The following is a 26,442-nucleotide window of genomic DNA, read 5'->3' as shown; positions in this document are numbered from 1 at the left end:
ACCATGCGACGACTTGCACTTCCCATGCTGGCAGCCCTGCTGGCAGCCCCCGCGTTTGCGACTGCTCCCACCCCTATCACCCTTGACCAGGCCATGTCCCATCCGGACTGGATCGGCACCCCCGTAGAAGCGGCGTGGTGGAGCTGGGACGGCAAGCAGATCTTCTATAAACAAAAGCGCGCCGGCTCCTCGCTGCGCGACACCTTCCAGGCCGGCGACAAGCCACGCCTGGTGACGGACGCAGAGCTGTCAAGCCAGGACAGCCCGGCCATGGTATTCAACCGCGAGCGCACCCGCGCCATCATGCTGCGCAACGGCGACCTGTTCGAACGCGACCTGAAATCAGGCACCCTGGTGCAGATCAGCCGCGGCACCGCCAACGCTTCGTCGCCGCAGTATTCGGCCGATGGCCGCAACGTGCAGTTCAAGGTCGGCAACGACTGGTTCAGCTGGAACCGCGCCGAGCGCCTGGTTTCCCCTGTCGCCTTGCCGCGGGCAGCAAAAGACCCGGCCGCCGCGCCGGACGACGACTATCTGCGCGATATGCAGCTGCGCCTGATCAGCACCCTCAAGCGTCAGAAGGATGAACGCGACGAGACGCGCACCCGCGCCAAGGCGGAACGCGCCGCCGACGCCACCCGTGCCCCAGCACCGATCTACTTCGGCGAAAAGGTCTCCATCGACGCCTCTTCGCTGTCGCCGGACGGCCGCTGGCTGGTGGTTGCCACTTCGCCGAAAGGCAGCGAGAACGGCCGCATCGGCAAGATGCCGCGCTACGTGACCGAATCGGGTTACGAAGAGTTCGACGACCAGCGCACGCGCGTGGGCCGCAACCTGCCGTTGGCGCAATCGCTCAAACTGGTCGATCTGCGCACCGGCACCATCAAGGACCTGCCGTTCGACTCCCTGCCGGGCATCGCCACCGACCCGCTGGCCAGCCTGCGCGAAGCTGCCAAGCAGCCGGCCCTGAAGGGCAACCGCGCGACCCGGCTGGAAGCCGACGAAGGCGATGGCATCGCCTGGAGCGATAACGGTGCCAAGGTCGCCGTCATGCTGCGCACCGTCGACAACAAGGATCGCTGGCTGGCCGGCATCGACCTCGAAGGCGGCAGGCTGAAGTCCCTGCATCGCCTGACCGACAATGCATGGATCAACTACAGCTATAACGACTTTGGCTGGCTGCCGGACAACAGCACGCTTTGGTTCATGTCAGAGGAAACCGGCTACGCCCACTTGTACACCCTGGGCCCGGACGGCAAGCAGCGCGCCCTGACCAGCGGCAAATGGGAAGCCTCAAGCGTGAAGTGGAATGCCGACGGCAGCTTGGCCTACATGCTGTGCAACCGCCGCACTCCGGGCGAGTACGAGGTCTGCTCCGCCTCGGCGAAGGATGCCACGGTGCGCGAAGTGACCCAGCTCAATGGCGGCGTCGAGCAGTTCAACCTGTCGCCTGACCAGCGCAAGCTGCTGGTGCATTATTCGTCCGCCTACATGCCTTCGCAACTGGCCACCGTGCCTGCCGCCGGCGGCACCGCCACCAGGCTGACCGATACCCGCAGCGCCGAATTCAAGGCGCGCGAGTGGGTCCAGCCGCAGATGGTGGCCGTTCCTTCGACCCATGGCGCGGGCCAGCCGATCTGGTCCAAGCTGTACCGTCCGGCCAAGCTGGAACCGGGCAAAAAGTATCCGATCGTCCTGTTCGTGCACGGCGCAGGCTACCTGCAGAACACGCACAACCGCTATCCGCAATACTTCCGCGAGCAGATGTTCCACAACCTGCTGGTTGAAAAAGGCTACATCGTGCTGGACATGGACTACCGCGCATCCAAAGGCTATGGCCGCGACTGGCGCACGGCGATCTATCGCCAGATGGGCCATCCCGAACTGGAAGACTATGTGGACGGCGCCAAATGGCTGGCGGCCAACCACCAGGGCGATATCGGCAAGGTCGGCATCTACGGCGGCAGCTACGGCGGCTTCATGACCTTCATGGCGCTGCTGCGCGAGCCGGAGTTGTTCAAGGCCGGCGCCGCGCTGCGTCCTGTGACCGACTGGACCACCTACAACCACGGCTATACCGCCAATATCCTGAACACGCCGGATATCGATCCTGAGGCATACCGCAAATCGTCGCCGATCGAATATGCGGACAAGCTGAAAGGCCACCTGCTGATCGCCCACGGCATGGTGGATGACAATGTGTTCTTCCAGGATTCGGTGCGCATGGCCCAACGCTTCATCGAACTGAAAAAGGATAACTGGGAGCTGGCAGCCTACCCGCTGGAACGCCACGCCTACGTTCAGCCTGAGAGCTGGTACGACCAGTACCGCCGCATCTACAAGCTGTTCGAGAACACGCTCAAGTAGGCTTGGCCACGCTGCTTGGCAGCGTCTGGAAATCGTCTGTCTGATACAGCGAATGCCAGGCTGCCAGCAGCGCCGGCGGTGGCGTGACCAGCTTGCGCGCCGTCAGGTCCAGCCAGCCGCCCGAGCTGTTGATCCGGGCGGACAGCTTCCCATCGCTGCGATAGACATCGCTGCGCAGCATCCAGCGGCTGCCATCCTGCGACATCCCGGCCAGCGCCAGCGTCACCGTGATGGTATCCATCAGCAGCACTTCCTTGAAATACGCGATATCGTCCTTCATCACGACCGGACCGATATTCAGGCGCTTGAACTCCGCCATTGGGAACCCGTTCTCGCCCAGGAACATCATGCGGATATCGCCCGCCTTGTTCAGGTAAGCCGTGTTGGCCATATGGCTGTTGAAATCCATATCGCCCCAGCCGGCCAGCATCTTGCGCTCAAACATTGCCACTCCCCTTTTACTCGGCTGCGAGGAAGTCCAGCAAAGTCAGGGCCACGATCTTGGTCGCCTTGCGCAAGTCTTCCAGCAGCAGTTTTTCATCCGCCTTCTTGGCATTCGATTCGGGCACGCTACGCGGCCCAGCGCCATATAGTACTGCGGGAATGCCTTGTTCGCCGTACAGTCGTGCGTCGGCATACAATGGGGTGCCGACGGCCGGGATGTCCTCGCCCAGCACCTCGCGCGCGTTCTTCTGCAGGTTGGCCACCAGCTTTTCGCCGGCCGGCAGCGGGCGCAGGGCATGCGACAGCAGCAGGCGCCTGATTTCGATGCGGATGCCGGGCACGCCCTGCACTGCATCCTCGATCAGCTTGCGCACCTGGGCTTCCACCGCCACCGGGTCCTCTTCCGGAATCATGCGGCGGTCCATCTTCATCACCACCTTGCCCGGCACAACATTGGTGTTGGTGCCGCCATCGATGCGGCCCACCAGCATGGTCGGCGAATCGATGCCGGGTACACTGGACTTGATCTTCTTCAGCTCCGGCAACTGGCCGTAGATCGCATTCAGGATCCTGCTGGCCGCCTGCAGCGCATCGTGGCCGGTCTCCGGCATGGCGCCATGGCCGGACTTGCCATGCACCGTGATCTCAAGCTGGAGGCACGCATTGTGCGCGGTAACGATGTTGTAGCTGAAGCCTGCCGCGATCACATAATCGGGCCTGGTCAGCTTTTCGCGCAGCAGGAAGCCGGGGCCCAGCAGGCCGCCGAATTCCTCGTCATATGTGAAGTGAAGTTCGACGCCGCCTTTCAGCTTGACGCCCAGCGCTTCCAGCGCACGTACTGCGAAGATGTACGTAGCGAAGTCGCATTTAGACACTGCTGCTGCGCGGCCGTAGATATAGCCATTGTCGATCACCCCGCCGTAGGGTGGATAGGTCCAGCCCTCGCCTGGCGGCACCACGTCCCCGTGGGCATTCAGCGCGACGGTGGGGCCGCCGGCTGCATAAGGGCGGCGGATGATCAGGTTGGTGATCGACTCCATGCCGTAGTCGCGCACTTCCTGCTCCGGCACCACGTGCTTCTCGGCGTTCCAGCCATATGCTTTAACCAGCTCCGCCACGGTGTCGGCATGCGGGGTGTTGTTGCCGGGCGGCGTATCGGTCGGCACGCGCAGCACTTGCTGCATGAAGGCCACTTCCTCGTCGAAGTGGGCATCGATCCATTGGGTCAGTTTGTCGTTCATCATTTTGCTCCTGCGGCGAACCATACGCCCAGTTCGGCGCGTTCTGCATCGGTCATATTGGTCAGGTTACCGATCGGCATATCCTTCTGTTCCACCGCGCGCTTGTGGATCTCGGCCGCGCGCTGGCGAATCTGGTCGGCGCTGTCGAAAATCACGCCAGCCGGCGCAGTGGCGAAGCCGGGCTGCGTCGGCGTCGCCGAATGGCAGGACAGGCAGCGCTGGTCGACGATGGCTTTTACTTTCGCAAACTGCACAGCAGGATCTGCGGCCGGTCTTACCGCCGCCGGCTTGGGCGGCGCAATCGCCACCGCAACTGCCAGCAGCAGCGCCACGCCAATCGCCGGATAGCGCCATTCGACGCGCCCTTTGTGGCGCAGGTTGAAGAAGTGGCGGATAAAGACGCCGGCAGCCATGATGAAGCCAAGCACCAGCCAGGCAAATTGATGCTGGTAAGTCATCGCATAGTGGTTGCTGATCATGATGAACAGTACGGGCAGCGTGAAATAATTGTTATGCACGCTGCGCTGCTTGGCCTTAATGCCGTGGATCGGGTCCGGAAGGCTGCCCGCCTGCATCGCCTGCACCATCTTGCGCTGGCCCGGGATGATGAGCATTGCCACGTTGGCCACCATGATGGTGCCGATCATGGCGCCGATATGGATGAAGGCTGCACGGCCGCTCAGCAAATGCGTCAACGCATAGCCCGCCGCAACCAGCAATAGGAATACGACCAGGCCAAGCCATTTTTCGCTCTTGCCCAGCGGCGAACGGCACAGCGCGTCGTACACCACCCAGCCGGCGACCAGGAAGCCGATGCCGATGCCTACTGCCTGCAGGCTGGAGAGATTCGCCACCTGCTTGTCCACCATCATGGCCTGGGCGTTGAAGTAATAGGCGATGGTCAGCAGCGCAATGCCTGACAGCCAGGTGGTGTATGCCTCCCATTTGAACCAGTGCAGCTGCTTCGGCAGTTCGGCCGGCGCCACCAGGTATTTTTGCGGATTATAGAAACCGCCGCCGTGCACCGCCCACAGTTCGCCCGACACGCCCTTTCTCGCCAGGTCCGAGCCTGGAGCAGGCGGTCGGATCGAATTATCCAGCCAGACGAAATAGAACGAAGCGCCGATCCAGGCGATGCCCGTGATGATGTGCAGCCAGCGTACCAGCAGGTTCGCCCATTCCAGGCCATAGGGCAGCAGGTATTCCATGTAAATCCTTGAGTTGAAGAAGTGGCAATTTATCGAAGATACGCGTTTTCGAGCCCCCGCAACATGAAATATGTCGTATATTCAAGATATTCGAATTCATATACGTAAGCAAGATGTCCGGCCTGCCGCAACACCTCGATATTCACCTCATCCGCATCCTCTACCTGCTGCTGGTCGAGAAGAACGTATCGCGAGTGGCGCTCAAGCTGAATCAGCCGCAGCCCTCCATTTCGGCGTCGCTGCGCAAACTGCGCGAACTGACGGGCGATCCGCTGTTGGTACGCGGCGCGCGCGGCATGGTGCCGACCCAGCATGGCGAGAGCCTGCTCAAGCCGGCCAAGCGCATCCTGGACGAGACGGAATCGCTGTTCGTGAAGAAGACGCCCTTCGTGGCCCAGGAAGAAGCACGTACATTCAATATTGCGGCCCCCGACTACCTGGACAGCCAGTTCCTGCCGAATGTGGTGGCAATGCTACGGCGCGGCTCGCCCAAGAGCCGCGTGGTCATCCACTCGATCGGACCGGGCACCGATTACCTGCGCCTTCTGTCCGATGGCGACATGGACCTGGTTATCGCCAACTGGGACGAGCCGCCGCAACACCTGCACATTTCCAAGCTGTTCGAAGACCCGATCATCTGCGCCATGCACGCCGGCAGCCCCTATGCCAAGCGCACGGCCAGCGACGCCATGTCGCTGGACGACTACCTCACCCTGCCCCACGTCGCGCCATCGCAGATGGTGCCGGGCTATGGCGGCGTGATCGACTCCTTCCTGGAGCGCCAGGGCATGCGGCGCAATGTGGCGGTGGAATCGGCCTATTTCAGCCTGATCCCGTACATGCTGGCACAGACCGACCTGGTGCTGACCACGGGCCGCCAATTCCTGCGCTTCTATGAAAATTCGCTGCCGCTCAAGGTCTTTACCCCGCCAGTCAAATTCCCACCGATGCGCTTCTACCAGCTATGGCACGAGCGCGTGCACCAGGCCCCCGAGCACAAATGGCTGCGCGACCAGGTCACCGCCGCCGCCAAGGCTCTTTAATGAAAGTCGGGGTCAGCTCCGGCAATCGGACATTTAATTCGCAAGCGAAATAAATGTCCGATTGCCGGAGCTGACCCCGACTTTCATAATGACAGATATATAGCGGCGCTTATGGCGCGCGGCGCCGATCGGGATATGATCGATTGTTCAAGATAGGACAAAGCAATGACCACGACTCTCCCTGAACTGAACTCCTGCGGCCTGGCTGCCTTTGTTGACCACCTGCGCGGCATCTATGAACATTCGCCATGGATTCCGGAACGCGCTGCGGCGCAGCGGCCTTTCGCAACTTTGGCCGCGCTGAAGCAGGCATTGCAGGGCGTTGTGGCTGGCGCGACCGAGGCCGAGCAACTTGGATTGATCCGTGCCCACCCGGAATTGGCCGGCAAAGCCGCCATCGCTGGCGAGCTCACCGCCGAATCGACCAGCGAGCAGGCCAGGTCCGGCCTGAACCTGTGCAGCGCCGAGGAATTCTCGACCCTGCATACGCTGAACACCGACTACAACGCCAAGTTCGGCTTTCCCTTCATCCTTGCCGTGAAAGGCCCGACCGGACAAGGCCTGACGCGCGAAGCCGTCATCGCCACCTTCGCGCGGCGCCTGAAGAACCAGAAGGCGGACGAGATGGCGGAATGCCTGCGCCAGATTCACCGCATCGCCGAAATCCGCCTGAACGACCTGCTGGGTGTACAGCTGGAATTCGGTCCGCAAATCATGCAATGGGCGGAAGAACTGGCGCAATGGAGCGATGACGAAGGCGCCCTCACCTGCGCCTACATGACCAGCGCCCACCGCGCCACCGCAGCGCAACTGGCTGCCTGGATGCGCGAGGCCGGCATGCAGGCCGAGATTGACGCAGTCGGCAACGTGGTCGGCCGTTACCTTTCCGGTGCGCCGGACGCGAAGACCATCCTCACCGGTTCGCATTACGACACAGTGCGCAACGGCGGCAAGTACGATGGACGCCTTGGCATCCTGCTGCCGATCGCCATCGTGCGCCACCTGCATGCGAAAGGCGAAAAGCTGCCGTTCAACTTGGAGGTAATCGGCTTCGCCGAGGAAGAAGGCGTGCGTTTCCGCAGCACCTTCCTGGGAAGCAATGCCGTCACCGGCAAATTCGACATGTCCCTGCTGGACGCGGTCGACGCCGACGGCATTAGGATGCGCGACGCACTGGCTGCGGCCGGCCATGACAGCACGGCCATTCCGGCCATCGCGCGGCGGCGCGAACATATCGCGGCCTATGTCGAAGTCCACATCGAACAGGGCCCGGTATTGCTGGAACATGGCCTGCCGCTGGGCGTCGTCACCGCCATTGCAGGCAGCTCGCGCTTCCTGGTCGAACTGCAAGGCGTCGCCAGCCACGCAGGCACCACTCCAATGCATATGCGAAAAGACGCAGGCGCGGCAGCGGCCGAAGTCGTGCTGTTGGTCGAGCAGCGCTGCGCGCAAGGTGAAGCGCTGGTTGGCACCGTCGGCCAGCTTCAGGTTCCGGGCGGCTCCGTCAACGTGATCCCGGGAGCGTGCAAGCTGTCGCTCGACATCCGCGCTGCCGACGATGCAGTACGCATGGCAGCGGTGCGCGACGTGCTGGATGGCCTGGCTGCGATCTGCTCGCGCCGCAACATCGAATTCAAGGTGGAGAAGATTGTCGAAGCCAATGCAGCGCCATGCGCACCATGGCTGATGCAACAGTTGGGGGACGCTGTCCAGCGCAGCGGCCTGCCGCGCTTCGACCTCCTGTCGGGCGCTGGCCACGATGCGATGGCGATTGCCGCATTGACCGACGTGTGCATGCTGTTCACACGCTGCGGCAACGGCGGCATCAGCCACAACCCGCTGGAGACCATGACTGCCGACGATGCGGAGGCCGCGGCGCAGGTGCTGCTGGACTTCCTGCGCAGTTTTCCTACTTCTGGCGCGCCAGCTCCCTGATATCGGCTGGGCTGATATCGACCTCGCCGCCGCTCCTTGCCGCGGCGAGAATCTTCTCGGCGATCATCTCGTTGGCTGGCGCGAGGATGCTGAAGTGCGTCTTGCCTGCAACCTCGCGGAAGCGGATCGCCGGGTTCAGGTTCTTGCGGCGCATGGCATGCAGGTCTTCCACATTGCCGCCGAGCGCGCCCTCCATCACGTACATCTCGCTGCGCACCGCATCCAGCCACAGGATCGGCGCGCGGCGCTTGATTTCCTCCATGTCCTTCAAGTCGTAATAGTTGTAGTTCGTGCCGTAGTAGCTGGCCGACGCCACCGGGCCGAAAGCGAAGATGCCGCGGAACTTGCTGGTGCTGGCAGCCACCAGCATCGCCAGCGTGCCGCCGGTGCTATGCCCGCCCAGGTAAATGCGCTTCGGGTCGACGTATGGCAGGCTGGCCAGGTAATCGGCCGCCGCGATCACGTCATCCACCTCGCCATAGAAGCTCTCGCGCTGGCCCGGGTTATCGTTCCCGCCGCGCAGGCTTGGCAGCATCAGCACCAGCCCCGGCTTGCGGTAGGCGGCTGCGCTCTGGTCGTTTTCGCGCGGTTGCGGCTTCCACATCTCGTCCAGTGAGTTGCTGTCGCCGCCAGTGATCCAGATGATGGCGGGGTACTTGCCATCGCCCTCCGGCTTAGGGGTGACATAGGCCGACAGCGCTCCAGCCGGGGACTTGTACTGCACCCTCTCGAACACGCCGGCCGGCGGCGCAGGGATGGCGGGATACTTTTCGCCATGGCGAATGATCTTGGTGGCAAAACCGCGGCGCGCCTGCACCAGGGCCGATTCGTCCGCAGGCCGGGCGATCGCATCGAAGGCCGTCTGCAGCAGGCATGCCAGCGGCAAGGCAAGGATAAGTTGCTTAAACTTCATGAAAAAATGCGGATTCTAACCCGCATCGTCCAGCCCTTGCTACACGGTTTGTCACAATCGCGCGAGGATCTCCTGATTGTGCTGGCCGAGCTCGGGAATCGCGTTCGGCCCAGCCGGCCCCGGGGTGGCGCTGAAACGCGGCGCTGCATTGGCCTGCAGCACGCCATCGATCGAGTAGGTGCCGCGCGCTTGCAGATGCGGGTGGCGCGCCGCTTCGGATGGCGCCAGCACCGGAGCAAAACAGGCGTCCGTCCCTTCCAGCAAAGCGCACCATTCGTCGCGCGTACGCAGCGCAAACAACTCGGCAAACGCAGCGCGCTGCAATGGCCACTGTCCCGCCGCATGCTGGGCCGCGAAACGCCGGTCTTGGGCCAGGCCAAGCTTCTCCAGCAGCAGCTTATAGAACTTGCCCTCCAGCGCACCGACCGTGATATCGCGGCCATCCTTGCAGCGGTAGGTGTTGAACCAATGCGGGCCATCCAGTACGGAGGTGCCGCGCTGCTCGCGCATCAGGCCCACCGCCGACAGGTCGAGCAGGAGATTCATCATGTGCGCCGATCCATCGACGATCGCGGCGTCGATGACCTGCCCTTTTCCGCCGCCGCGCGCATGCAGGATGGCGGATACAATGCCCAGCGCAAGATACAGGGCCCCGCCGCCAAGGTCGCCCACCAGCGTTGGCGGCGTCACAGGCGGCACATCGCCAGCACCGGCATAATGCAGCGCGCCGGACAGTGCGATGTAGTTGTTGTCGTGCCCAGCCGCCTGCGCCAGCGGTCCATGCTGGCCCCAGCCGGTCATGCGGCCGTAGGCAAGGCGAGGGTTGCGCGCCAGGCAAACCTCCGGGCCAAGGCCAAGGCGCTCCATCGCCCCCGGGCGCATGCCTTCGATCAGGCCGTCGGCATCCTCGATCAGTCTTAATGCGGTGTCGATGGCGCCGGGTTCCTTGAGATCCAGCGCCAATGAGCGCTTACCCCGGCGCAGGATACCGGCGGTCGGAATTTCCGCCGGGCCGGGACGCTCAATCACGATCACTTCCGCCCCCAGGTCCGCCAGCAGCATTCCGCAAAACGGTCCCGGGCCGATACCCGCAATTTCGATAATCCTGACCCCGGACAGCACACCCATCTCAACGCTCCGTGTAGTAAGTGGCGCCGGCGGCGGCCATCTCCTTCAATTGCGCGGGCGCGGCAAAACGGTCGCCATGGGCGGCCGCCAGGCGTTCGCATTGCGCCACGAAGGCCGCCGAACCGGTGTTGTCGATCATGCTCAATGGGCCGCCGCGGAACGGCGGGAAGCCCCACGCCAGGATAGCACCGACGTCCGCGTCGCGCGCGGAACGCAGCACGCCTTCGTCCATGCAGCGTGCCGTTTCCACTGCCTGCACCACCGTCAGGCGTTCGACAACGGTTGCCACATCCGGCTGCACTTCCGCACGACGGAAAAGTTCCGCCAGGCCGCTCCAGAGTGCCTTCTTGCCTCCCTCCGGATAGTCGTAAAAGCCCTTGCCGGCTTTTTTGCCGATGCGTCCCAATTCCACCATGCGTGCCGCGACTTCATGTCCGGGACGTGCCTTGTAAGCATCGCCCAGGTCAATTCGCGTCTGGCGGTCGATCTTCCAGATCAGTTCGGACGACACTTCGTCCGTCAACGCCAGCGGGCCGACCGGCATGCCAGCCTGCAGGCCGGCATTCTCGATCAGCGCAGGCGCTACGCCCTCCGACAACAGGGCAAGGCCTTCCAGCACATAGGTCGAGAACACCCGGCTGGTATAGAAGCCGCGCGAATCATTGACCACGATCGGAGTCATGCCCAATGCGCGCACCAGGTCCATCGAGCGTGCCAACGTGGTGTCGGAGGTCTGCTTGCCGACGATGATCTCAACGATCGCCATGCGGTCTACCGGCGAGAAGAAATGCAGGCCGATGAAGTTGGCCGGACGCGCGCTTGCTTCCGCCAGGCCTGTGATCGGCAAGGTGGATGTGTTGGATGCGAAGATTGCATCAGCGCCCAGTACGGCTTCGGCACGGCGCGTCACGTCGGCCTTGATGCCACGATCCTCGAACACTGCTTCCACCACCAGGTCCGCTGCGGCCAGCAGCGAGAAATCAGTAGCCGGGGTAATGCGCGCCAGCAGCGCCTCCGCCTTCTCGGCCGATACCTGGCCGCGTTGCTGCTGCCTGGAGAGCAGCGTCGCCGAATACGCCTTGCCTTTTTCGGCCGCCTCCTGTGCGGTATCGATCAGCACCACCTCGATGCCCGCCTTGGCAGCGACATAAGCGATCCCGGCGCCCATCATGCCCGCCCCCAGCACCCCGATCTTGCTGTACTTCTGTTGTGGCACATCCTTCGGGCGCGCGGCGAGCTTGTTTGCCTCGTTCATGCTGAAGAACAGCGTGCGGATCATGTTCTTCGCTTCCGGCGACAATACGGTTTGCACGAAATAGCGCACTTCCGTCATCAAGCCGGTGTCGAGGTCCGTGATCAAGCCTTCGTACACGCAGGACAGGATGTTGCGCGGGGCCGGATAGTTGCCATAGGTTTTGGCGCGCAGCATGGCGTTGGCAGCCATGAACAGTTGCTGCACCGCCGGCGAAAACACCGCGCCGCCCGGAATCCTGAAGCCCTTCATATCCCACGGTTGTTGCACGCCGCCGGCAGCTATCGCGCTCTCGAGCCACGTGCGCGCCGCCGCCAGTTCGGTGCCAGCCGGGACGACTTCGTTCAGGATGCCCAGTTCGCGCGCGGCGGCAGCAGTCAGGCGCTTCCCCTCCAAAAGCAGGGGCAGCGACTTCTGTATGCCGACCAGGCGGGGCAGACGCTGCGTGCCGCCGCCCCCCGGCAGCAAGCCCAGCGTAACCTCCGGCAGGCCAAAGCGGGCCTTCGGATTATCCGCCGCCACCCGGTAATGGCCGCACAGCGCCACCTCAAGTCCCCCGCCGAGCGTCGTGCCGGGCAGCGCCATGGCGACTGGCTTGCCGCAGGTCTCCAGCTTGCGCAGCGCGCGGTCGAGGCGCGCTACACGTTCGAACAGTACTTCGGCAGTCTTGGCGGACAGCAGCCATTCAAGGTCGCCGCCAGCGATGAAGTCTGGCTTGGCAGACGTCATCAGTACACCCTTGACGGCGGTATCGGCAATCACGCGCTCAACCAGCTCGCTCAGCACGCCACAGCTTTCCTCATTCAGCACATTCTGGCTGCGCTCCGGCATATTCCAGCTCAGGGTTGCGATGCCATGGGAATCCAGGCTGTAATCGATCATTCTCCGTCTCCCTTAGATGCGCTCGATGATGGTGGCGGTGCCCATGCCCGCGCCTACGCAGAGTGTGGCCAGGCCCGTTTGCAGGTTGCGGCGTTCCAGTTCGTCCAGCAGGATGCCGAGGATCATGGCGCCAGTTGCGCCCAGCGGGTGTCCCATGGCAATGGCGCCGCCGTTGACGTTCATCTTCTCGTGCGGCACATTCATCACTTCCATGAAGCGCAGCACCACCGAGGCGAAGGCCTCGTTCAGCTCGTACAGGTCAATGTCGGACGCCTTCATGCCGGCGCGCTTCAGCGCCTTCCCGGCGGCGTAGCTTGGGCCGGTGAGCATGATGGATGGCTCGCTGCCGATGGAAGCGAATGAACGGATGCGCGCGCGCGGTTTGAGCCCCGCCCGTTCGCCAGCCTCGCGCGTGCCGATCAGCACTGCCGCCGCACCGTCAACGATGCCGGAACTGTTGCCGGCGTGATGAACATGCTGCATCTGCTCGATCTGCGGGTAACGCTGCGTAATGACCGAATCGAAGCCAAAGTTGGCTCCCATCTCCGCAAACGACGCTTTCAAGGCGCCGAGCGATTCGACCGTGGTTTCGGGGCGCACCAGCTCATCGCGGGCCAGCATCGTCAGGCCATTACGGTCCACCACAGGCACCACGGAACGCGCAAATCGACCTTCCTGCCAGGCACGGTGAGCCCGCTGCTGCGATTCGACCGCATACGCGTCGACATCGCGGCGGCTATAGCCCCAGATGGTCGCAATCGCGTCGGCCGAAATCCCTTGCGGAACAAAGTAGGAATCGAAAGCGCTTTGCGGATCGACCGGCCAGGCTCCGCCCGAAGATCCCATCGGCACGCGCGACATCGCCTCCACACCGCCGCCAACCACCATATCGGACTGGCCGGACATCACCTGCGCAGCTGCCATATTGCAGGCTTCCAGGCCGGAAGCGCAAAAGCGGTTGATCTGCACGCCCGCGACCGATTCCGCATAGCCGGAGGCCAGTGCGGCTACGCGGCCAATGCAGGCGCCCTGCTCGCCGACCGGTTCTACGCAACCGAGCACCACATCGTCGATAATCGCGCTGTCAAAGTTGTTGCGGCCAACCAACGCGCGCAGCGCAGTCTCGGCCAGGCGCAGCGGCGTTACACCGTGCAGCGAACCGTCCTTCTTGCCCTTGCCGCGCGGCGTGCGCACGGCGTCAAAGATATAAGCTTCCAAGCTGGTCTCCTTACAGAGTGCGGCTGATCAGTTCTTTCATGATTTCGTTGGTGCCGCCGTACACGCGCTGCACGCGTGCGTCGGCCCAGGCGCGGGTGATCGGGTATTCCCACATATAGCCATAGCCACCGTGAAGCTGTACGCACTTATCCAGCACGCGAAACTGCATCTCGGTGGTCCAGTATTTCGCCATCGAAGCCGTCGCCGCATCCAGCTTGTCTTCGATCAGCAGCTCCATGCAGCGGTCGACAAACACACGGCACATCTGAACCTCGGTCTTGATCTCGGCCAGGGTGTGGGCGATGGTCTGGAACTCGGCGATCGGGCGCTTGAAAGCCTTGCGGTCGCGCGTGTATTGCACGGTCCATTCCAGGCCGGATTCGGCCGCTTGCACGGCCATGATGGCAATCTGCATACGTTCCCATGGCAATTCCTGCATCAGGTATTTGAAGCCTGCGCCCTCTTCGCCGAGCAGGTTCTTCGCCGGCACGCGCACGTTCTCGAAGAACAGCTCGGAAGTGTCCTGCGCCTTCATGCCGGCCTTCTTCAGGCGCTTGCCTTTGCTGAAACCCGCCATCGACGTGTCGACCACGAACAGGCTGATGCCCTTGGCTCCCGCCGTAGGGTCGGTCTTGGCGACAACGATCACGCAGTCGGCATTCCAGCCGTTGGTGATGAAGGTCTTGGAACCATTCATGACGTAATGGTCGCCGTCGCGGATGGCGGTGGTCGCTACGCCCTGCAAGTCCGAGCCGGTGCCAGGTTCGGTCATCGCGATGGCGCCGATCATTTCTCCGTTGGCCAGCTTGGGGATGTAGTGAGATTTCAGGTACTCGCTGCCGTAGTGCAGGATGTACGGCGCCACGATTTCCGAGTGCAGCATGAAGCCCGGCCCGGAAGCGCCGATCCGCGCCTGCTCCTCGATCAGCACCATGCTGTAGCGGCGGTCGACGCCCGCGCCGCCATACTGCTCCGGCATGGTCGGGCACAGGAAGCCCGCGGCGCCGGCTTTTTGCCAGGCGTCGCGGTCCACGCAGCCCTGTTCCTCCCAGCGCTCGTGGTGCGGCGCGATTTCGGTTTCCATGAAGCGGCGCGCGGATTCACGCAGCATCTCGTGTTCTACGTTGAATAAGGTACGAGGGATCATCAGGCAAGGTCTCCGTTGGTGTTATAGGTCAGTTGACCGAAATAGTATCGGTCAGTTGACCTATTTGTCAATCGACGGGATAATTCGTGCGTTATGAGGAAAAAATCAGATACGCCCCTGCAGGCGAAGGAATCGAACACTACTTCCAAGGGGTTTGAGCGGGCCAGCGCCATCCTGGAGGCGGCGCGCCTGTTGCTGGCGCACGACGGTTATGCAGCGCTGGCCATGCGCAGCGTGGCGCAGCAGGTGGGAGTGAGCCTGTCGACAGTGCAGCACTATTATCCAAGCCGCGATGCCCTGATTGAAGCCTTGCTCGAGCAGACTTTCGCCCGCTACCAGGCAGGCATTGACGAACGCGTTGCCGCCGCCGGCAGCGGGCCGCGTGTGGAGTTGTTCGAGTCGATCATCGACTACTTCCTGGCCGACCTGCGCGACCAGGTGTCGAGCGGCCTGTTCTTCGAGATCGCTGCGCTGGCCAACCGCCATCCGGTCGCCACCAAGCTGTTCGACACGATGATGACCCGCGCCCGTCGCACCCTGCGCAACCTGATCCACGAAATCGACCCCGCCCTGTCGATGCAGCAATGCGAGATCCGCGGCACGCTGATCGTGGCGCAGATGCTGGGAACCATGCTGTTCATCTCCGAGACCCGCCCCCAGCACAAGGAACTGGAAGACCTGGCCCACGAAGCAACAGTTGCCATCACGCGCATCGCCTTCGGCCGCTAGCCCCCGGTCCTCGACCGGGGATCTCCGTCGAATGGTCAGGCCACGCCTGCCCGTTCCAGCATGGCGTGCAACAGCACGTTGCAGCCGGCTTCAAGGTGCTCCTTCTTGGCGTCTTCAATTTCGTTGTGGCTGATGCCGTCCTTGCACGGGACGAAGATCATGCCGGCGGGTGCGACGCGGGCGGCGTAGATGGCATCGTGGCCGGCGCCGGAGACAACGTCCATCGTCGAGTAGCCTAGCTTTTCGGTTGCCTTGCGCACAGCGCCGACGCAGTCGGGATGGAACGGGCACGGCGGGTAGTACGACACGCGTTCGATCTTGACCGGCAGGCCGGTCTCGGCGGAGGTCTTGTCGATGAAGGCCAGCATGTCCTCGTGCATCTTGTTCAGCAGCTCGTCGTTCACGTTGCGCAGGTCGATGCTGAATTTGACCTGGCCGGGAATCACGTTGCGGCTGTTGGGGAAGACCTGCATCATGCCGACCGTGCCGCGCCCATATGGCGGATAGCGATTGGCAATGGCGACTACCTCGGGAATAATCTGTGCCGCGACTTGCATCGCGTCTTTGCGCAGGTGCATTGGCGTGGGCCCGGCGTGCGCTTCCATTCCGGTGACGGTGCAGTCATACCACGAAAGGCCCATCACGGCAGGCACCACGCCGATAACCTTGTCGGCATCCTCCAGCACCGGTCCTTGCTCGATGTGCGTTTCAAAATAGGCGCCGATAGGATGCTGCCCAGGCACCTGGTCGCCTTTGTAGCCGATGCGTTCAAGCTCTTCGCCAACCGTTTTGCCCTCGGTGTCTTTCGCGGCATAGGCGTGTTCCAGGGTGAAGGCGCCACAGAATACGCCGGACCCCATCATCACGGGCACGAAGCGCGAACCTTCCTCATTGGTCCAGAAGGCGACCTCGATCGGGGCGCGCGTCCTGATGCCTTTGTCGTTCAGGGTGCGAACCACTTCCAGTCCGGCCAGCACGCCGTAGTTGCCATCGAACTTGCCGCCCGTCGGCTGGGTGTCGATATGGCTGCCGGTCATGATTGGCGGCAGTGTATTGTCTTCGCCATCGCGGCGCATGAAGACGTTGCCGATCTGGTCGACGGTGATCGACAGGCCGGCATCGCGCGCCCAGCTCGTGACCAGGTCCCGGCCTTGCTTGTCGAGGTCAGTCAGGGTCAGGCGCTTGACGCCGCCTTTCGGGGTGGCGCCGATCCTGGCCAGCTCCATCAGCGAATCCCACAGGCGCTCGCTGTTAATGCGTAGTTCGCTCATGATGCACTCCTTAGCGCGCCGTCACAGGCGCAAAGGCAGGACGGTCAATGTGGCGCCCGGCGCCTTCGACTGCCCGCAATTCTCCACGGTGGAACACGACCTTGCCTGCCGCCACCGTGGTGCTTGGAATCCCTTTGACTGTACGTCCCTCGAAGACATTGAAGCCGCCCTTTGCAAACTGGGTCTTGGCCGAAATCGTACGCGTTCCTTCCGGGTCCCACACCACGATATCGGCATCCGATCCGGCAGCAATCAGGCCCTTGCGCGGATAAATGTTGAATATCTGCGCCGCATTGGCCGACGTCACCCGCACAAACTCGGATGGCGTCAGCTTGCCGCTGTTGACACCCGCATCCCAGATCACGGCCATGCGGTCTTCCACGCCGCCGCATCCGTTCGGGATTTTCGTGAAATCGTTGCGGCCCGCTGCTTTCTGCTCGGCGCAGAAGGTGCAGTGGTCGGTGGCGGTGGTATGCAGGTTGCCGCCTTGCAGGCCATGCCAGAGCGCTTTCTGGTGCTCGCGGCTGCGGAACGGTGGGCTCATGACGTGACCCGCCGCGAACTCGAAATCCGGGTGGTCGTACACGCTGTCGTCCACGATCAAGTGGCCAGCGAGCGCTTCGCCATACACACGCTGGCCGGCAGCGCGGGCGCGGGTAATGGCGTCCAGCGATTCCTTGCATGACACGTGCACGATGTACAAGGGCGTGTTCAGGACGTTGGCGATGGCGATGGCGCGGTTGGCCGCCTCCGCTTCCACGGCAGGAGGGCGCGACAGCGGATGCGCCCGCGGGCCGGTAATCCCCTGACGCAGCAGGTCCTGCTGCAACTGGTACACCAGCTCACCGTTTTCCGCATGTACGGTCGGGATCGCGCCAAGCTCCAGCGCACGTCGGAAGCTCTTCACCAGCGTTTCATCATCCGCCATGATCGCGTTCTTGTACGCCATGAAGTGTTTGAAGCTGTTCACGCCGTGCTTGCGCACCAGCGCACCCATTTCTTCATGCACCTTGTCCGACCACCAGGTGATCGCCACGTGGAAGGTGTAGTCGCCGGCCGCTTTCTCTGCCCAGCCGCGCCACTGGTGATAGGCCTCGAGCAAAGGTTGCTGGGGATTGGGAATGACAAAGTCGATGATGGTGGTATTGCCGCCCGCAAGGCCGGCCGCCGTACCGGTGAAAAAGTCATCCTGGGTGACGGTACCCATGAACGGCAGGTTCATATGGGTGTGCGGGTCGATCCCGCCCGGCATGACGTACTGGCCGCCGGCGTCGACTACTTCAGCCCCGGCCGGCGCGCTCAGCGCGGGCCCAACGGCGGCGATCTTATCGCCTTCACACAGAACATCGGCGCGGAAAGCACGGTCCGCGTTGACTACAGTACCGCCACGAATCAATGTCGTCATTTATGCCTTCTCCGGTATTGGCGGCTGCATGGCCTTGGCCGCCCTGCCTTTCATCAAAATGCCGTACACCAGCGCCGCAATCGCGATGCCGACAAACCATGCATAGGTGTAAATCAGCTTGAAGCCTTCGCCGACATCGCCGAACGATGCCGGGAAGGCCGCATTCAGGAAGCCGGGCACATTGGGCGCTACGCCAAACGCGAAAGCCAGCAGCGCGGCCGAATTCCAGCCGTTGGTATAGCTGTACTCTCCGGTTTCAATGTACAGCGCGCCGACGTTCAGTTCAGTCTTGCGAATCAGATAGTAGTCGACAATCAGCACGCCCGCGATCGGTCCAAGCAAGGCCGAATAGCCGATCAGCCATGTGAAGATGTAGCCCTGTGTTGTCTCAAGAACCTTCCAGGGCATCATCGCCAGCGCGATGCCGGCCGTGATGTAGCCGCCCGTGCGGTAGGAGATATGCTTGGGCGCCAGCGCGGAAAAGTCATACGCCGGACCAACCAGGTTGGCCGCCAGGTTGACAGAGATCGTATCGATCAGCAGCACGATGAGCGCCACCAGCACCGCAACGCCGGTCATGCGGCTGGCCAGGTCAACCGGGTCCCAGATCGCCTTGCCGTACAAAACCACGGTGGCGGAAGTGACGATCACCGCCAGCGCCGCCAGCAGCCCCATAGGCACCGGCAATCCAACCGACTGCCCCAGCACCTGGTCGCGCTGGGTTTTTGCGAAGCGCGTGAAGTCCGGGATATTCAGGGCCAGCGTGGCCCAGAAGCCGATCATGGCAGTCAGCGATGGCCAAAACGTCGGCCAGAACTGGCCTGCCTTCTTGCCGCCTTCGACGAATTGCGATGGCTGATCCAGCAAGGTGCCGAACCCTCCTGCCTTCTGGTACACCCAGCCGAGCAGGACGAAGCAGATGACGATCTTCAGCGGCGCCGTATAGGTCTCCAGCTTGCGGATCGCATCCATGCCGTGCACGATGTACCAGAACTGGATCGCCCAGAACGCAATGAAGCAAAGCAGTTGCGCGCCGTTGATGCCAAGGCCGTCGATCTTGGCGCCGCCGATCTCGTTGCCCATCATCACGCCGAGCAAGGTATAGATCATCTGCCCGCCGAACCAGGTCTGGATGCCGTACCAGCCGCAGGCGACGATCGCCCGCATCAGCGCCGGCAGCCGCGCGCCGGAAGTGCCGAACGAGGCACGCGCCAGCACCGCATACGGAATGCCGTACTTGGTGCCCGCGTGGCCGATCAGAAGCATCGGTACCAGCACGATGGTGTTTGCCAGGAAAACCGTGATCACGGCCTGCCACGCCGACATGCCGCCCTCGATCAGGCTGGCCGCCAGCGTGTAGGCGGGAATGCACATGACCATCCCAACCCAGAGTGCAGCGAAGTGATACCAGCGCCAGGTGCGCTGCGATTCATTGGTCGGGGCCAGGTCTTCGTTCCACAACTGGGAATTGTCGCTCATGCAGTCTCCTTGATTTCGGCCCGCGGGTTGCGCGGGTCCTGGGTCCAGTTCATGTATGGCTTGCCGGTAGGGACTGCGACCATCGTAATACAACCTTGCACCGGACAGGTGATTTCGCACAGGTTGCAGCCGACGCACTCCTCGTCGTTGACCTTATAGGTTCGCGTTCCGGTCGCCTCGTCGATCAACTGGAAGATGGACTGGTGCGAAGTATCCTCGCAGGCCACGTAGCAGCGGCCGCATTGGATGCAGTCGTCCTGGTTGATGTGGGCGACGGACTTATAGTTCATATCCAGGAACTTCCAGTCCGTGGTGTTTGGCACCGCCTTGCCCATGAAGTCGTCCAGTGTCCTGTAGCCTTTGGAATCCATCCAGCGTTCAAGGCCGTCCTTCATCTCCTGCACGATGCGGAAACCGTGCAGCATGGCGGCGGTGCAAACCTGCACGCACCCGGCGCCCAGCGCGATGAATTCCGCCGCATCCTTCCAGTTGGCGATGCCGCCGATGCCGGAGATCGGCAGGCCGCGGGTTTCCGGGTCGCGCGCGATTTCGGCCACCATATTCAGCGCAATCGGTTTGACCGCAGGGCCGCAATAGCCGCCATGCGTGCTGGCGCCGCCCACGTTGGGGAAGGCCACCATCCGGTCCAGGTCCAGCGAAGTGATGGAGTTGATCGTATTGATCAGCGAGACGGCATCGGCACCGCCGGATTTTGCCGCGCGCGCCGGGCGGCGGATGTCCGTGATGTTAGGCGTCAGCTTCACGATCACGGGCAGCCTGGTGTGCTTCTTGCACCATGCCGTCACCTGTTCCACGTATTCCGGAACCTGGCCCACAGCGGAGCCCATGCCGCGTTCCGGCATGCCGTGCGGGCAGCCGAAATTCAGCTCGATGCCGTCGGCGCCGGTAGCCTCGACTTTCGGCAGGATTCCCGCCCAATAGTGCTCTTCGCAAGGAAGCATCAGCGAGACCACAATGGCGCGGTCCGGCCAGGCTTTCTTCACCTCGGTGATCTCCTGCAGGTTCAGCTCCAGCGAACGGTCGGTAATCAGTTCGATGTTGTTGAAGCCCAGGACTTCGCGATTCTTGCCGTAGATGGCGGAATAGCGAGAGGACACGTTCACCGCCGGCGGGTCCTCGCCCAGCGTTTTCCAGACCACGCCACCCCACCCTGCCTCAAAGGCGCGGATCACGTTGTATGCCTTGTCGGTTGGCGGCGCGGAGGCGAGCCAGAATGGATTCGGCGCCTTGATGCCGCAGAAATTGACGCTCAGGTCGGCCATTATGCTGCCCCCTTCTTCGATTGGATGTCGGAATGGATCGCCATTGCGGCGCGCTTGCCGTGCTCCACTGCCTGCACCGTCAAGTCCTGGCCCAGCGAGACGCAGTCGCCGCCGGCATAGATGCCCGGCAGGATGGTGCGCAAGCTGTCATCCACATGGATCTTGTCGCCATCGCGCTTGAGCATCGCCGCCAGCGGGTCGGCCAGCGCGGCCGGTTCCATCGCCTGGCCGATGGCCTTGAAGATGGCGTCGGCCGGCAGTTCGAAAGTAATGCCGGTACCGATCATGCGCGTCCCTTCCATCGCCGTGCGTTCGAAACGCATGCCGCGCACGCGGCCGGCTTCGTCCAGCAGCACCTGCTGCGGTTGCGCCCAGGTCAGCATGCGCACCTGGTTGGCCTTGGCGATATCCTGCTCGTGGTGGGTGGCGCTCATGGCATCGAAGCCGCGCCGATAAACCATCGTCACCTCTTCGGCGCCCAGGCGCTGGATCTGCACGGCCATGTCGATGGCGGTGTTGCCGGCGCCGATCACGATGGCGCGGCGCGGGACAGGCAGCTTGGCCAGGTCGTCCGCCTGACGCAGTTCGGCGATATAGTCCACCGCCGACATCAGGCCCGGTGCATCTTCGCCAGTCAGGCCCAGTGCACGGCTGGCGCCAAGCCCAATCCCAAGGAACACTGCGTCATACTCCGCGTGCAGTTCCTTCAGGTGCACATTGGCACCCAGCTTCTGGCCGTGGCGCACTTCGATGCCGCCTATCCCCAACAGGAAGTCGACTTCCTTCTGTGCGAAGTTGTCGGTCAGCTTGTACTTCGCAATGCCGTACTCATTCAGGCCGCCTGACTTCTCATGCGCCTCGAAGACCACCACATCATTGCCCAGCATGGCAAGGCGATGAGCACAGGACAGGCCCGCGGGCCCGGCGCCGACAACGGCAACTTTCTTGCCGGTCGACGGAGCGCGCTTGAACGGATGGCCGTCGAGCGTGGCGTTATCGAGCGCGAAGCGCTGCAGCAGGCCGATCTTCACCGGCTGGCCTTCCGCGTCGTGGTTGCGCACGCAGGCGTCCTCGCACAGTATCTCGGTCGGACAGACACGCGAACAGCTGCCGCCCAGGATGTTCTGCTGCAGGATCGTGACCGCGGCACCGTTCACGTTCTTGTCATGGATGTTGCGGATGAAGCTCGCCACGTCGATGCCGGTCGGGCAGATCCGCGTACAAGGCGCATCGTAGCAATACAGGCAGCGCGCGCTTTCAATCGCAGCCTGGCGTGCGTTCAGGGGAGGTGCCAGGTCGGTGAAATGACCGGCCAGCTCTTCGTTCGTGGCTTTTGGCTGCGGTATGTATTTGAGTGACTCGATCATTGGTTCCATCCTCACTTCATCTGTGGGAAAGCAAACTGTGCGCCGGCACTTGCCGTATTCGGCCAGCGCTCCATCACGGCCTTGTGGCGCGTGTAGAAACGCACGCCCTCCGGGCCATAGGCGTGGTGGTCGCCAAACAGGCTGCGCTTCCACCCGCCGAAACTATTGAAAGCCATCGGCACCGGCAGCGGCACGTTGACGCCCACCATGCCGACCTGGATCTGGCGCACGAATTCGCGCGCGACTCCGCCGTCGCGCGTAAAGACCGCGACGCCGTTGCCGTATTCGTTCCTGTTGATCAGATCCACGGCCGCCGCAACGTCCGGCAGCCGCACCATGCACAGCACGGGGCCGAAGATCTCCTCCTTGTAGATCGTCATATCCGGCGTCACGTGGTCGAACAGCGTGCCGCCGATGAAGAAGCCATTCGGGCGGTCGGCAACCTGGTAGTTGCGGCCATCGACCACCAGGGTCGCGCCCTGCTCCACGCCCTCGCCAATCAGCCGCTCGATGCGCTGCTTGGCCGCGGAAGTGACGACCGGCCCCATTTCGGCGTCGGACGCCATGCCGTCGCGCACTTTCAGTGCAGCGGTGCGCTCTTTCAGTGCACCCAGCAGCTTATCGGCAGCATCGCCCACCGCAGCGACCACCGAGATCGCCATGCAGCGTTCGCCCGCCGAGCCGAACGCCGCGCCCATCAGGGCATCGACAGCCATGCCCATGTCGGCGTCCGGCATCACCACCATGTGATTCTTGGCGCCGCCCAGCGCCTGCACGCGCTTGCCGTGCTGCGAGCCGCGCGAGTAGATATACTCCGCAATCGGCGTCGAGCCAACGAAGCTCACCGCCTGGATCGCAGGGTGGTCGAGCAGCGCGTCGACCGCCACCTTGTCGCCCTGGACGACGTTGAACACGCCATCGGGCAGGCCGGCTTGCTTCAGCAGCCGCGCGTGCAGCAGGGACGGCGACGGGTCGCGCTCGGAAGGTTTGAGAACGAAGGTGTTGCCGCAAGCGATAGCGATGGGGAACATCCACATCGGCACCATCACCGGGAAATTGAACGGCGTGATGCCGGCCACCACGCCCAGCGGCATGCGCATCGACCAGGCGTCGATGCCGCGCGCAATCTGGTCGGTGTACTCGCCCTTCATCATCTGCGGGATGCCGACCGCGAATTCCACCATCTCGATACCACGCGCCACTTCTCCCTTCGCGTCGGCGAAGGTCTTGCCGTGTTCGCGGGTCAGCATGGCGGCAAATTCCTCGGTGTGCTGGTGGCACAGCTCGAGATACTTGAACAGCACGCGCGCACGGGTCAACGGCGGCGTGTTGGACCAGGCCGGGAAAGCCGCTTCCGCAGCACGCACGGCGGCATCGACCTCTTCCGCCGTGCCCAGCGCCACGCGTGCGACCGGCTCGCCCAACGCCGGATTGAATACGTCGCCATAACGCCCGCCGGCCGTATCGACCTTGGCGCCATTGATAAAGTGGGTAATGGTATCGAGATTGCTCATTTCAAGCCCTGTTGATCAGGCCAGCAGCGATTCCGCCGGCACATAGGTATAGCCAAGGTCATGCGCCACTGCTTCGTACGTGACGTGTCCTTGGCAGACATTGAGTCCATTGCGCAGGTGCGGGTTAGCCTTCATGGCCTTGGCCCAGCCCTTGTCGGCCAGCGCCATGGCGTGTCCGATGGTGGCATTGTTCAGCGCAAAGGTGGAAGTGCGTGCAACCGCGCCCGGCATATTGGCCACGCAGTAGTGCACCACGCCATCCACGACGAACGTCGGGTTTTCGTGCGTGGTCGCATGCGAGGTTTCAAAGCAGCCGCCCTGGTCGATCGCCACGTCGACCACCACGGAACCGGGCTTCATGCGCGACACCATGGCGCGCGTCACCAATTTAGGCGCCGCAGCGCCCGGAACCAGCACGCCGCCGATTACCAGGTCGGCATCCATCACGGCGTCGTCGATGGTAAAGGCATTGGAGAACACGGTCTGGATGCGGTTGCCGTACACCAGGTCGAGCTGGCGCAAGCGCTCGATGCTCTTGTCCAGCACCGTGACGCGGGCGCCCATGCCGACGGCAATCTGCAGCGCATTGGTACCGACTACACCGGCCCCGATGATCGCCACATGGCCGGGAGCCACGCCAGGTACGCCTCCCAGCAGCAGCCCCATGCCGCCTTTGGATTTCTCTAGATGAGCGGCGCCGGCCTGGATCGACATGCGGCCCGCCACTTCGCTCATCGGTGCCAACAGCGGCAAGCCACCGTTCGGGCCGGTGATGGTTTCATACGCGATGCAGACCGCGCCGGATTTCACCAGCGCCTTGGTCTGCTCCGGATCGGGAGCAAGGTGCAGGTAGGTGTAGAGAATCTGGTTCTCGCGCAGCATCGCGCATTCTTGCGGCTGCGGTTCCTTCACCTTGACGATCATTTCGGCCTTGGCGAAGATTTCCTCCGCAGTCGGGATGATCGTGGCGCCGGAGCCCACATACATTTCGTCGGTCAGACCGATTGCAGTGCCCGCGTTGTGTTGCACCATCACCTGGTGCCCGCGGAGTGTCAGTTCCTTTACGCTGGCCGGGGTAAGGCCAACGCGCGATTCCTGATTCTTGATTTCCTTCGGTACGCCTACCAACATGGTTCGTCTCCTCTAGTCTAGATCCTTCAACACCTTTCCGAGCTTCCCGAACAGTTCGTCGATGTGCTTCTTTTCAAAGGTGAGTGGTGGCGACAACGCGATGATGTCGCCGGTGGTGCGGATCAGCAGCCCATCCGCGAAAGCTTTCTTGAACGCGGCATAAGCGCGCGTTCCGGGCGCACCGGCACGCGGCGCCAGCTCGATGCCGGCTACCAGGCCAATGGTGCGAATGTCGATCACGTGCGGCAAGCCTTTCAGCGAATGCACCGCATCTTCCCAGTACGGCTGGATCTCCTTGGCGTGGTCCAGCAGCTTCTGTTCCTTGAACACTTCCAGCGTGGCCAGCGAAGCGGCGCAGGCCACCGGATGGCCGGTGTAGGTGTAGCCGTGGAACAGCTCGATACCCGCCGGCGCGTCCATGAAGGCGTCGTGGATGAACTTCTTGCTGAACACCGCGCCCATCGGAATGGTGCCGTTGGTCAGGCCTTTGGCGGTGGTCATCATGTCCGGCTCGACGTCGAAATAATCGGTGGCAAACGGCGTGGTCAGGCGGCCAAAGCCGGTGATCACTTCGTCGAAGATCAGCAGGATACCGTGCTTGGTGCACAGTTCGCGCAGGCGTTTCAGGTAGCCTTTCGGCGGCACCAGCACGCCGGTGGAGCCGGCTACCGGCTCCACGATCACGGCCGCGATGGTGGACGCGTCGTGCAGCGCGACGATGCGTTCCAGTTCATCGGCCAGGTGGGCGCCGTATTCCGGTTCGCCGCGCGAGTACGCGTTCTTTTCAATGTTGTGGGTGTGCGGCAGGTGGTCCACACCCGGCAGCAGCGGGCCATAGGGTTTGCGGTTGCCGGCGATGCCGCCGACCGAGATGCCGCCGAAGCCTACGCCATGGTAAGCGCGTTCGCGGCCGATCAGCCGGGTGCGGGACGCTTCGCCGCGCGCCTTGTGGTAGGCCAGCGCAACTTTCAGCGCGGTGTCCACCGCTTCCGAGCCGGAGTTGGTGTAGAAGACGTGGCCGAAGCGGTGGTTGGTGTACTCCATCAGCTTTTCGGCCAGGTCGAAAGCGGCCGGATGGCCCATCTGGAAAGTGGGCGCGAAGTCGAGCTGGCCGACCATTTCGCTGACTGCCGCCACAATCTTCGGCTGGCGGTGGCCGCAAGGCACGCACCACAGGCCGGCGGTGCCGTCCAGGATCTGGTTGCCGTCGACGTCCTTGTAATACACACCTTCCGCGGAAACCAGCAGGCGCGGATTGGCCTTGAAGTCGCGGTTATTCGTGAAAGGCATCCAAAAAGACGCCAGGGACTGCGGCCGGGCTTCGTTCATTGCTATCTCCCTTGGTGGGTTTTTTTACGACGCTCAAAAAACTTTACCAGTTGGCAAAATCATGATGCAATAATAGACAGCAAGTTAACTATGGCACATATACACACACGCGGAAACGTTCCAACCGTACAGGTAGCAAAAACAGTACAGTTTTAG

At 62.7% G+C, this 26,442-nt stretch carries 20 protein-coding genes; 4 read left to right on the top strand and 16 right to left on the bottom strand.

Going from position 1 to position 26,442, the window contains the following annotated elements:
- Window positions 1–3: 3 nt before the first annotated feature.
- A complete protein-coding gene (locus ACWBU6_RS07900; RefSeq protein ID WP_452648267.1) occupies window positions 4–2,367 on the top strand; it encodes a prolyl oligopeptidase family serine peptidase in 2,364 nt (787 codons plus the stop codon).
- On the opposite strand, the gene ACWBU6_RS07895 is transcribed toward ACWBU6_RS07900, so the two are convergent.
- From ACWBU6_RS07895 to ACWBU6_RS07885, 3 genes are read right to left on the bottom strand one after another with little or no spacing between them, the layout of a single operon-like run.
- On the bottom strand, window positions 2,360–2,812 hold the full coding sequence (locus ACWBU6_RS07895) for an acyl-CoA thioesterase (protein WP_090437364.1): 453 nt from the start codon (window positions 2,810–2,812) through the stop codon (window positions 2,360–2,362). The two genes, ACWBU6_RS07900 and ACWBU6_RS07895, sit on opposite strands and share 8 nt — an antisense overlap.
- A 13-nt stretch (window positions 2,813–2,825) precedes the next feature.
- Window positions 2,826–4,055 carry a M20/M25/M40 family metallo-hydrolase gene (locus ACWBU6_RS07890; RefSeq protein ID WP_452648266.1) on the bottom strand — a complete coding sequence of 410 codons (1,230 nt, stop codon included), beginning with the start codon at window positions 4,053–4,055 and terminating at the stop codon, window positions 2,826–2,828.
- Complete coding sequence (locus ACWBU6_RS07885) at window positions 4,052–5,260, bottom strand: urate hydroxylase PuuD (protein ID WP_452648265.1); 1,209 nt, start codon at window positions 5,258–5,260, stop codon at window positions 4,052–4,054. The genes ACWBU6_RS07890 and ACWBU6_RS07885 overlap by 4 nt, the downstream gene beginning before the upstream one ends.
- Window positions 5,261–5,373: 113 nt before the next feature.
- Here ACWBU6_RS07885 and ACWBU6_RS07880 point away from each other — a divergent pair, with 113 nt between their 5' ends.
- Together ACWBU6_RS07880 and ACWBU6_RS07875 are read left to right on the top strand one after the other, a co-directional pair.
- Window positions 5,374–6,303 carry a LysR family transcriptional regulator gene (locus ACWBU6_RS07880; RefSeq protein ID WP_055932969.1) on the top strand — a complete coding sequence of 310 codons (930 nt, stop codon included), beginning with the start codon at window positions 5,374–5,376 and terminating at the stop codon, window positions 6,301–6,303.
- Window positions 6,304–6,468: 165 nt separating this feature from the next.
- Window positions 6,469–8,238 carry an allantoate amidohydrolase gene (locus ACWBU6_RS07875; protein ID WP_452648264.1) on the top strand — a complete coding sequence of 590 codons (1,770 nt, stop codon included), beginning with the start codon at window positions 6,469–6,471 and terminating at the stop codon, window positions 8,236–8,238.
- Here the strand turns inward: ACWBU6_RS07875 and ACWBU6_RS07870 are convergent.
- The 5 genes from ACWBU6_RS07870 to ACWBU6_RS07850 are packed head-to-tail and all read right to left on the bottom strand — an operon-like array spanning window position 8,213 to window position 14,778.
- A complete protein-coding gene (locus tag ACWBU6_RS07870; protein WP_452648263.1) occupies window positions 8,213–9,151 on the bottom strand; it encodes an alpha/beta hydrolase family protein in 939 nt (312 codons plus the stop codon). The two genes, ACWBU6_RS07875 and ACWBU6_RS07870, sit on opposite strands and share 26 nt — an antisense overlap.
- Window positions 9,152–9,202: 51 nt before the next feature.
- A complete protein-coding gene (locus tag ACWBU6_RS07865) occupies window positions 9,203–10,279 on the bottom strand; it encodes a CaiB/BaiF CoA transferase family protein (RefSeq protein ID WP_452648262.1) in 1,077 nt (358 codons plus the stop codon).
- 1 nt (window position 10,280) lies between these two features.
- Window positions 10,281–12,413: a 3-hydroxyacyl-CoA dehydrogenase NAD-binding domain-containing protein gene (locus tag ACWBU6_RS07860; protein ID WP_452648261.1), complete on the bottom strand. Its 2,133-nt coding sequence runs from the start codon at window positions 12,411–12,413 to the stop codon at window positions 10,281–10,283.
- A gap of 12 nt (window positions 12,414–12,425) precedes the next feature.
- Window positions 12,426–13,631, bottom strand: a complete 1,206-nt coding sequence (locus ACWBU6_RS07855; protein ID WP_452648260.1) for an acetyl-CoA C-acetyltransferase — start codon at window positions 13,629–13,631, stop codon at window positions 12,426–12,428.
- Window positions 13,632–13,641: 10 nt separating this feature from the next.
- A complete protein-coding gene (locus ACWBU6_RS07850) occupies window positions 13,642–14,778 on the bottom strand; it encodes an acyl-CoA dehydrogenase family protein (RefSeq protein WP_452648259.1) in 1,137 nt (378 codons plus the stop codon).
- A gap of 93 nt (window positions 14,779–14,871) precedes the next feature.
- Between ACWBU6_RS07850 and ACWBU6_RS07845 the strand changes: the two genes are divergently transcribed.
- The gene (locus ACWBU6_RS07845) at window positions 14,872–15,507 is read left to right on the top strand and encodes a TetR/AcrR family transcriptional regulator (RefSeq protein WP_452648258.1); all 636 of its coding nucleotides are present in this window, start codon (window positions 14,872–14,874) and stop codon (window positions 15,505–15,507) included.
- Window positions 15,508–15,542: 35 nt separating this feature from the next.
- On the opposite strand, the gene ACWBU6_RS07840 is transcribed toward ACWBU6_RS07845, so the two are convergent.
- Genes ACWBU6_RS07840 through ACWBU6_RS07805 form a run of 8 tightly spaced genes read right to left on the bottom strand, consistent with a single transcriptional unit; the run spans window position 15,543 to window position 26,286 of the window.
- On the bottom strand, window positions 15,543–16,778 hold the full coding sequence (locus ACWBU6_RS07840) for a Zn-dependent hydrolase (protein WP_452648257.1): 1,236 nt from the start codon (window positions 16,776–16,778) through the stop codon (window positions 15,543–15,545).
- Window positions 16,779–16,788: 10 nt separating this feature from the next.
- Window positions 16,789–18,183 carry a dihydropyrimidinase gene (gene hydA / locus ACWBU6_RS07835; RefSeq protein ID WP_452648256.1) on the bottom strand — a complete coding sequence of 465 codons (1,395 nt, stop codon included), beginning with the start codon at window positions 18,181–18,183 and terminating at the stop codon, window positions 16,789–16,791.
- A complete protein-coding gene (locus ACWBU6_RS07830) occupies window positions 18,184–19,662 on the bottom strand; it encodes an NCS1 family nucleobase:cation symporter-1 (RefSeq protein ID WP_452648255.1) in 1,479 nt (492 codons plus the stop codon). It lies immediately after the preceding gene.
- Window positions 19,659–20,945, bottom strand: coding sequence for an NAD-dependent dihydropyrimidine dehydrogenase subunit PreA (gene preA, locus ACWBU6_RS07825; RefSeq protein ID WP_452648254.1), 1,287 nt, complete (start codon window positions 20,943–20,945; stop codon window positions 19,659–19,661). Before preA ends, ACWBU6_RS07830 begins: the two co-directional genes overlap by 4 nt.
- The gene (locus ACWBU6_RS07820) at window positions 20,945–22,312 is read right to left on the bottom strand and encodes an NAD(P)-dependent oxidoreductase (RefSeq protein WP_452648253.1); all 1,368 of its coding nucleotides are present in this window, start codon (window positions 22,310–22,312) and stop codon (window positions 20,945–20,947) included. The genes preA and ACWBU6_RS07820 overlap by 1 nt, the downstream gene beginning before the upstream one ends.
- Window positions 22,313–22,323: 11 nt before the next feature.
- Entirely contained in the window at window positions 22,324–23,826 is a 1,503-nt protein-coding gene (locus tag ACWBU6_RS07815; RefSeq protein WP_452648252.1) for a CoA-acylating methylmalonate-semialdehyde dehydrogenase, read from the bottom strand.
- Between the two features lie 15 nt (window positions 23,827–23,841).
- A complete protein-coding gene (gene ald / locus ACWBU6_RS07810) occupies window positions 23,842–24,957 on the bottom strand; it encodes an alanine dehydrogenase (protein ID WP_452648251.1) in 1,116 nt (371 codons plus the stop codon).
- Window positions 24,958–24,969: 12 nt separating this feature from the next.
- Window positions 24,970–26,286 (bottom strand): aminotransferase class III-fold pyridoxal phosphate-dependent enzyme, encoded by a 1,317-nt coding sequence (locus ACWBU6_RS07805; RefSeq protein ID WP_452648250.1) that lies wholly within the window; start codon window positions 26,284–26,286, stop codon window positions 24,970–24,972.
- Window positions 26,287–26,442 lie beyond the last annotated feature (156 nt).

The sequence above is a fragment of the Pseudoduganella sp. HUAS MS19 genome (assembly GCF_053615455.1).
This window is presented reverse-complemented; position numbering and strand designations above follow the sequence as displayed.